3 protein-coding genes are annotated in these 9783 nt (G+C 34.0%); 2 read left to right on the top strand and 1 reads right to left on the bottom strand.

The window, feature by feature from the left end:
* The first annotated feature begins 116 nt into the window (after nucleotides 1–116).
* Entirely contained in the window at nucleotides 117–4475 is a 4359-nt protein-coding gene (locus tag IW20_RS25220; protein WP_051885486.1) for a LamG-like jellyroll fold domain-containing protein, read from the top strand.
* 205 nt (nucleotides 4476–4680) lie between these two features.
* The gene (locus IW20_RS01345) at nucleotides 4681–8538 is read left to right on the top strand and encodes a T9SS sorting signal type C domain-containing protein (RefSeq protein WP_089052116.1); all 3858 of its coding nucleotides are present in this window, start codon (nucleotides 4681–4683) and stop codon (nucleotides 8536–8538) included.
* 60 nt (nucleotides 8539–8598) lie between these two features.
* Here IW20_RS01345 and bioB read toward each other — a convergent pair whose 3' ends face one another.
* Complete coding sequence (bioB, locus tag IW20_RS01340; protein ID WP_035617764.1) at nucleotides 8599–9684, bottom strand: biotin synthase BioB; 1086 nt, start codon at nucleotides 9682–9684, stop codon at nucleotides 8599–8601.
* Nucleotides 9685–9783: the final 99 nt, after the last annotated feature.

The following is a 9783-nucleotide window of genomic DNA, read 5'->3' as shown; positions in this document are numbered from 1 at the left end:
AAAAAGTATTAAGTAATGCATTGTTAAAATTAAGATTGCAGAAAACGCTGAATATCAAATTAATTTACAAATAAATAATATACCCAAAAAACAATTTATAATTCTAAATCCTACTTATGAATAAAAAAATACTATTAAATGTTGATTTCTTTCTCTCTCAACATTCTTCTAAATCAATAAATAAATCGGGCAGCCTTACAAAATGGCTGTGTTTGGTTTTATTGTTATTAGCTAATTTAAGTTATGGTCAAAACACATGGGATGGCTATTCAAGTACAAATTGGAATACTGCTTCAAACTGGAGTTTTAATCGTGTGCCAAGGGCTAGCGATGATGTATTAATACCAAATACAACAAGAAAACCAATAATTAGTAGTAGTACTGCTGCAGTTTGTAATAATCTTACAATTGACTCAGGTGCGACTTTAACTGTTAATCAAGCCTTGACGGTTAATGGAGTAACAACAGTAGATGGTACATTAATCCATAATTCTACTACTGGAACTAAAAGATATACAGGGTTAGTAACGATAAATCCTGGAGGAATATGGAATAATTCTGGAAATTCAGCTATAACTTTTAGTGGTGGAATTACTAATAATGGTGTATTTAATTCTGGTACAGGAACTCAATTGTTTGATACAACTAATAAAATTATTAGTGGAACAGAGGAAATAAGTATTCCTAATTTAACAATAAGCAACCCAACGATTAATAGTGGAGTGCTTACAGTCTCGACTTCACTGGGTGGAACAACGAATTTTACTAATAGAGGGATTTTAAATTTTGGGGGAAATTCAATTACACCAACTCTTACAGCCACAGCAGCAAATAATACAGTAAATTATATTGGGGTTAATCAGTCGATAAAAGCAACAACATATATTAATCTTATTCTTTCGGGTTCAGGAACTAAAAGTTTTGGTACAAATACTTATTCTGATAATTTGTCGATCGCTTCGGGAGTAATAACCAATTTAGGAAGTTATACTTCACATACGACTAAAGTCATGACATTAGGAGGTTTAACTTCTTCTTCAGGAGTTTGGGGAAGTACGAATTCAACTGCCACTTATAAGAATGATACTTTTTTTACTACTACTAATACTGATGGTAAAATAACAGTGGGCAATGGTTGTACCTTGCCTGCACCTTACACTATGACAGGAACAGGTGGAGCCATTTGTAGTAATGCCACTGGTTCTAATATAGGATTAACAGGGTCTCAAATAGGCGTTAATTATCAGTTATATAGAGGTAACGTAACAGTTGGCTCGGTAGTGCCAGGAACAGGAAATATTATAAGTTTAGGACTGCATAATACCACAGGAATTTATACGATTGTCGCTATAAATTCATCTACTCTATGCGCTAGAGCAATGACAGGAAGCGTAACGATTCTTAGTTATAGCTCACCACCGTCACCTACGGCAACAGTAACCAATACAACTTGTCCAACAAATAACACAGGCGCTATCAAGATTACAAATTTAGCAGCTCCAGCATCTTTAGCATTTGATGGGGTAAAGAAACAGTATGTTGATTTTGGAACTCCTATGCTTTCTAATTTGGGGAGCTTTACTGTAGAAGGTTGGATGAAATTTGATCCTGCTAAATATGATGATAGGATGTCACTATTTGGACAAAATGATGTTATTGAATTTGGTTTTGAAGGTGATAATTTAAGATGTTGGACTCGAAATGGTGGAAGTATTGATATGCCTAAAAGTGTTTATCCAACAGATAAAGCATGGCATCATATTGCTCTGGTAGGTAACGGAACGAATCTGAGACTTTATGTAGATGGTGTTCAAAAATATGTAGGAGGGAATTCGACTTCTAACTATGGCTCAAGTAGCTATACGGCTAAAATTGGTTATGGAGTTATGGATGATTTAGGGACTGGTATTGCTTTTACTGGAGAAGTTTTTAAATTAGGATTTTGGGGTAGAGCATTGGATGCAACAGAAATTTCAAATATGTCCAAAGGGTTTGTGGTATATGATGCTTCTCAAAATGGTTTATTGGCAGGGTATAGTTTTAGCGAGGGCACAGGAACTACGGTTTCTGGTGTAGGTAGTGTATCAGCTGCTGCTCAAGGAACGTTAAATGCTTACGGCAGTGGTAATACAAGTCGTCCTGTTTGGACGGATCCCTATACCTATTCTTGGACATCTGCGTCAGGGTATACTTCTAGTTTAAAAGATATTTCTAATTTACTGCCAGGAACTTATAATTTAACAACTTCATTAAAAACATGTACAAGTACAGGTTCTTGGGAGGTTAAAGCAACTGCAGCACAAACCATTACGACATCGGGTATTATTACTGCAGTTTGTTCTGGTACACAAATGGTAACATTACCTTACTCTAAGACTACTGGTAACCCAACAAGTTATACGATTGATTGGGATGTTGCGACTAATGGAAAGGGGTTAGGGGACCAAGCAAATACTCCTTTTGTTTTTGCGGCTACAGGAGGTAATTTAAATACAATTGCTATTCCAGTTAATTTAATTGCAGGTACTTATGCAGGTATAATGACAATTACTAACGGAACTTGTTCTCAAACTCAGGCGGTATCTTTAACAATAAATGAAACACCAACACAACCAACCCAAGGAACAATTACAGCAGCAACTTGTGCAGTTCCTACAGGTAGTGTTGTATTAAACGGGCTTCCAGCAACAGGAACATGGACAATTGAAAGTAATCCTATTACAACACCAATAACAGGTACAGGAACAACTACAACAATTTCAGGACTTATTCCTAATAACTATACATTTACAGTAAGTAATGCTACTTGTACATCTGTAGCATCAGCAAACATTACGATTCCAGGTTTGGTTACTAACACCTGGAATGGTACGGGATGGTCTAATGGTACACCAACAACTGATCAGAATATTATTTTTACAGGCAGTTATCCTGCTCCAGCTACTCCTAGTGTAGATATAAATAGTTGTTCTTGCGAAATAAAACCGAATGCTAATGTTGTGATTAGATCAGGTAGTACATTAACTGTAATCAATTCGCTTACTGTTGCTCCTACTCCTACGGCCAGTTTAAAATTTGAAGATCAAGCAAGCTTGTATCAGAAAAATGATAACGCGATTAATTCAGGAGTTATAACTTATGAGCGTTTTACTAAAAGCATGAAAGATCAAGATTATGTCTATTGGTCATCACCAGTAGTAGGCCAGAAATTTAGTAAACTTTCATTAGGGACTTATTCTTATTTTGCATACGATATTGCTACAGATAACTGGCTACATGCAGCTGATAATATGGAAACAGGTAGAGGGTACATAATTAAATCACGTAATGCAGGACCATTTCCTTATAATCAAACAATTGTGTTTAATGGAATTCCTAATAACGGAGCTCTTACTCTTGCTACACCAACATCTACTGACAAATATATCTTGGTAGGAAATCCATATCCTTCAGCATTATCTGCAGATGATTTCTTGGTAGGGAATAAAGATGTTTTAGAAGGAACATTATATTTCTGGTCACGCATTACAGCATTAAGTAATGATGGTACTAAATGGAAATATGCTTCTAACGATTATGCAACATATAATCTTACTGGTGGAGTAACAGGAAGTCCAGCTGGCGGAAATGCTTCGGGATCAGGAAGTGCTAAACCGACAGGAAAGATAGGCGCTGGTCAATCCTTTTTTGTTAATGCTGTAAAAGGAGGAGCAAATGTTGTGTTTAAGAATAGTATGCGTGTAGCTGGTGAAAACACTCAATTTTATAGATCAAGCAAAAACAATAAAACCACAGCTTTAGAGAAGAATAGAGTATGGTTAAACCTTACCAACAAAACAGGGGCTTTTAAACAAATGTTGATAGGTTATATCGAAGGAGCAACAAATGATTACGAAAGTATTTATGATGGTCTCTCGTATAATGCAAATGCTTTTGTTGATTTTTACAGTATTAATAAAGGAAAAGAGTTCGTAATTCAAGGGCGTGCATTACCATTTAAAGAAACCGATTTGGTTCCTCTAGGGTATAGCTCAACAATAGCTGATAGTTTTACTATAGGTATTGATAATGTCGATGGTTCATTTACAACTCAAGGGATCTATCTAGAAGATAAAGTTGCTGGTATAATTCATAATCTACGAGAAAGAGATTACACATTTACAACGGCAAAAGGTACATTTAATGACCGTTTTGTGTTACGATATACAAACAAAACATTAGGTACTGATGAATTTGAATTAGGAGAAAATACAGTTTTAGTAGCTGTTGCAAACAAAGCAATCAAAATAAATGCTTTTAGTCAAACAATAGATAAAGTTTTTATTTATGATGTATCAGGTAAATTAATTTACAAGAAAGAGAAAGTAGGAAATCCAACTTTGACTATCGAAAACTTGACATCAAGTAATCAGGTTTTATTAGTAAAAGTTGTTCTTGATAACAAACATGTTGAAACCAAGAAGGTGATTTTTTAAACCCAATTTAGTTAAATTCTTAGAACCATTCCGCAAAACGGAATGGTTTTTTGTTTTTAAGAGATTTTTTAAAATTTAATAATGTAGTTTAATATTTACAAAATAATTAAGCTTTCATAGGGAGTATTGTTTTTTAAAGATTAGTTTAGCGATAAATTCTTATTAATTAATCATTTTAGAAACAACTTTTAAAAGAAGGATTATCTTGAAAACAAAACAATACTGTCTGCTGATTTTAATAAATTTTATATTTATAACTGTTTGTAATGCCCAACAGGGGAGTGTCGATGGAACGTTTAATATTTATGACGACGGGCATTCTGGGGATGGTTTTGATAATATTGTGCGAACAATAGCCTTGCAGCCAGATGGGAATTTAATTGTAGGAGGAGATTATTTTAATTTTAATGGGACTTCAGCACTTTATTTGTGCAGATTAAAACCAGACGGAACTATAGACGAGAACTTTAATACTGGAACTGGATTTAATGGAAAAGTATATGCTTCGTTTATACAAAATGATGGGAAGATAATTATCGGAGGTTCTTTTACGACTTATTCAGGTATAATTTCTAATCGGTTGATTCGCTTAAATCCTGATGGGTCTCGAGATACTAGCTTTAATACAAATGGTGCAAGTAGCGGAATCATATACGATATTGCGCAACAACCAGATGGTAAGATAATCATAGTAGGTAGCTTTACCCAATATAATGGAGTTGTAGTAAATAGAGTGGCTCGGATATTAGAGAACGGAAGTTTGGATACTTCATTTGTAACAGGATCAGGATCCTTAAAAAATATTACGAATGTTCAAGTTCAATCTGATGGAAAAATCATTCTATCAGGAAATTTCACCATTTTCAATGGAACAGATTCAAATCATATTGTTCGACTAAATCCTAACGGAAGTATTGATACTACTTTTAATATTGGCTCAGGTTTTAACAGTGATGTTGCAGCATTGGTATTACAAGCTAATGGTAAAATTTTAGTAGGAGGTAAATTTACAAGTTATGATGAAACGCCAGCAAATAGAATAATTCGACTGAATAGAGATGGATCGATAGATACTGATTTCTTATCAGGAACAGCATTTAGTAATGATGGTGTTACAGTTATCAAGACAGGTGCAACTGGTAATATAATGGTTGGAGGTTCATTTACGGGAAAGTATAATGGAATTTCAGTAAACCGATTGGCTTTTTTAAATTCTGATGGAACTCTAAAATCTAATTTTGATATTGGTTCAGGACCTGCGTCAGCATCGGTGCTTGATTTAGTAAATAATACAGATGACTCTTGGTTTGTTGGAGGTTCATTTGCAGTCTTCGATTCTCAAAATCAAGGAAGATTGGCTAAGATTGATTCAGATGGAGAGTTAGATATAGGATATCTTGCAGCAGGAGTTGGATTTGATAATTCGGTTTCGAAAATACTTTCTTTAGCAGATAATAAAGTAATGGCCTTTGGTAATTTTACAAAATTCAACGGAGAATCGGTACAAAGAATTACAAGCTTACGCGAAGATGGAGCTTTGGATATTACTTTTAATCTAAATGGAGTTGGAGCGAATAATGCAATTAAAGCAGCTGTTTTACAATCGGATAATAAAATAGTTTTCGCAGGAGCTTTTATAAATTATAACGGAAAAGTTTGTAATCGAATTACCAGAATTTTACCAAATGGTAGTATTGATGAAACTTTTACAATCGGAACAGGATTTAATAATCAAGTATATACATTAGCAATACAAGCAGATTCTAAAATTATCGCAGCAGGAAATTTTACGACTTATAACGGAACATTATTATTGGGTAGAATTATAAGATTAAACTCCAATGGAACTATAGATACTGGTTTTGTAACTGGCCCAGGTGCTAACGGAATAATCGAAACATTGTTTGTACAACCAGACGGAAAAATTTTGGTAGGAGGGAGATTTGATACCTTTAATGGGCACACTTCTCCAGGATTAGTTCGCTTAAATTCAAACGGAAGTATAGATACTAGTTTTAACGTTGGTAGCGGTTTTGATAAATACGTTTATGCAATTGCATTACAATCTAATGGTAAAATAATCGTAGGTGGTACATTCTTAACATACAATGGAATTGCACAAAAAAGAATCACAAGATTAAATCCTGACGGAAGTTTAGATACTAGTTTTACTATCGGAACAGGATTTAGTAACGGAGATGTACGTAGTATTTTGGTACAAAAAGACAATCGAATTTTGGTTGGAGGAGCATTTTCAGGAACATATAACGGAGTACCTTCAATGCGAATGCTCCGATTGCAAAAAGATGGTTTATATGATACATCTTTTGTTGTAAACTTAAATAGTACTTTGTTTAGTATGTGTTTTACACCTGATAATAAACTTCTTGTCGGAGGTAATTTTAATTCGGTATCAGGAGAAGCAAAACATAGGATTGCACGATTAAAATTATGTGTAGATAGTTCTATTTGGGATGGTTCAAACTGGACAAATGGACTTCCATCCGAAGGTAAAGAATTAAATTTTCATGATAATTATACTTTATCTGGTCAGGTTAATGCTTGTAATTGTAGTATCGATGAGGGTAAAAAAATCACAATTCCTAGCGGTAATTCCTTAGAATTGAGTTTAAATTACTCAGGTTTGGGAACTTTGGTTCTAGAAGATACAGCATCTTTATACCAGCTGGATGATGAGGTAATAAATACAGGATTTGTTGAGGTAAAAAGAAAGACAACTCCGATCTTAAAGCATGATTATACCTATTGGTCATCAGCAGTAGAAAATGAAGACCTATTTGATGTGTCACCCAATACAACATCTAATAATTACTATTCGTATGATGCTACAAGAATAGCTTGGAATAAAGAAAATGCATCAACCAATATGATAATTGGTAAAGGCTATATTATTGAAGCTCCAGGAAATTTTTCGAAGACAAATGCAACAGCCTACGAAGCTACTTTTAAAGGAATACCTACTAATGGTAAAATTTCAGTTTTATTAGATAATCAAGTGGGTTATGATTTAATAGGTAATCCGTATCCTTCTGCGATAAATGCGGATGTCTTTATATCGAAAAATAGAGAGAATGTAGATGGAACGCTTTATTTCTGGACACATAATACCCCACTTGTTAACAATGATTATAATTCTGATGATTATGCAGTATATAATTTATTAGGAGGAGTTGCCACAAGACCAGCTTTATCATCAGGGATTAATGATACAGAACCTGATGGAGTTATTGCCTCAGGACAAGCATTTTTCTTAGGTAGTAAAGGAACAGGAAAAGTCAATTTTGATAATAGTATGCGAGTAGTTGGACGTAATTCAAGATTTTTTAAACCAAGTAAACTTCAAAAACAAGACAGAGAAAGTTCAATCGAAAGACATCGTATTTGGTTGAATCTAACAAATAAAGAAGGAGCTTTTAAGCAATTGTTATTAGGATATATAAATGGAGCAACCAATTCTTATGACTCGTTTTTTGATGGAGAAAATTTTAATGGAAATAAGTTTGTGAACTTTTATAGTATCAAAGAAAATAAAAATTTAGTAATACAAAGTAAAGGACTACCATTTAATGAAACCGATTCAGTACCGTTAGGGTATAGTTCAGTAATAGCAGGAAAATTTACTATAGGTATCGACAAAGCAGATGGATTATTGGCAAACCAAATAGTTTATTTAGAGGATAAATTAACCAACACAATTCATGATTTACATAAAACAGATTATAATTTCACTACAGAAGTAGGAACTTTTAATGACCGTTTTGTATTACGATATACTAATGAAACATTAAAAACGGGGGAATTTGAAACTACAGAAAACACAATCTTAGTTTCGGTTGTAAATAAAGAAATTAGAATTAATGCTTATAACGAAATCATCGATAAAGTATTTATTTACGATGTATCGGGCAAGAAAATTTATGAAAAGAGTAGGGTGAATTCAAATCAGTTCGAAACATCAAAAATTAATGTCACATCGCAAATGCTAATCGTTAAGATATTATTGGAAAATAAAACGACAATTGTTAAAAAAGTAATGCTTTAACAAAAACAGAAATCCCTATTAAAATTGATTAATAGGGATTTTTATATTTCTAAATTTAGATTATTTAGCTTTACCTGAAGCTTCTAAGTTTCTTTCGATAGTATGTCCTGGTCTTGACCATTTTGGTTTTTCGCCTAGAGGAGCATATTGAGAATTTTCTGCTTCTACAGTTTCTGGTTGAGAAACTTTAGTAAAAGGTTTTTGAGGAATCAAACCTAATAAATCAAACATTTTCATGTCTTCCTGAACATCAGGATTTGGGGTAGTAAGTAACTTATCACCAGCAAAAATAGAATTTGCACCAGCAAAAAAGCACATTGCTTGCCCTTCGCGACTCATATTAGTTCTTCCTGCAGATAAACGTACTTGAGTTTCAGGCATAATAATTCTAGTTGTAGCAACCATACGAATCATTTCCCAAATTTCAACAGGTTTTTCTTCTTCCATAGGAGTTCCTTCTACAGCAACCAATGCATTAATAGGCACTGATTCAGGTTGAGGGTTTAATGTAGAAAGAGCTACAAGCATTCCGGCACGATCTTCAATGCTTTCACCCATTCCTATAATTCCTCCGCTACAAACAGTAACATTGGTTTTACGAACATTCTCTATAGTTTGCAAGCGGTCTTCAAAACCACGAGTCGATATAACCTCTTTATAATATTCCTCAGATGTATCTAAGTTATGGTTGTAAGCATATAAACCAGCTTCGGCCAAACGTTGCGCTTGGTTTTCGGTAATCATACCAAGAGTACAACATACCTCCATATCTAGTTTATTAATGGTACGCACCATTTCTAGAACTTGATCAAATTCAGGTCCGTCTTTTACGTTTCTCCAGGCAGCTCCCATGCATACACGAGATGAACCACCAGATTTAGCACGCAAAGCCTGAGCTTTTACCTGACTCACCGACATTAAATCATTTCCTTCTACTCCAGTATGGTAACGAGCAGCTTGAGGGCAATAGCCACAATCTTCAGGACAACCACCTGTTTTAATAGATAACAAAGTAGATACCTGAACTACGTTTGGATCATGATTTACTCTGTGAATAGATGCTGCTTCATAAAGCAAATCCATCATTGGTTTATTGTATATAGCGATAATCTCGTCTTTCGTCCAATTGTGTTTTGTACTGTTCATCTATACGATTTTTTGATGCTCAAAAGTAATTAAATTGTTCTAATGAATCAATGCAGTATTTTAAATTCAGTCCGTAAAAGTTTTTGAGGTTGTATTTTA

Source organism: Flavobacterium hydatis, from assembly GCF_000737695.1.
Lineage (GTDB): Bacteria > Bacteroidota > Bacteroidia > Flavobacteriales > Flavobacteriaceae > Flavobacterium > Flavobacterium hydatis.
Note: the sequence above shows the minus strand (reverse complement) of the source record. Positions and strands in the feature narration are given on the sequence as shown.

Coding starts and splice junctions, on each gene's coding strand:
- IW20_RS25220 (WP_051885486.1), top strand. CDS start 117: ATGAATAAAAAAATACTATTAAATGTTGATTTCTTTCTCTCTCAACAT.
- bioB (WP_035617764.1), bottom strand. CDS start 9,684: ATGAACAGTACAAAACACAATTGGACGAAAGACGAGATTATCGCTATA.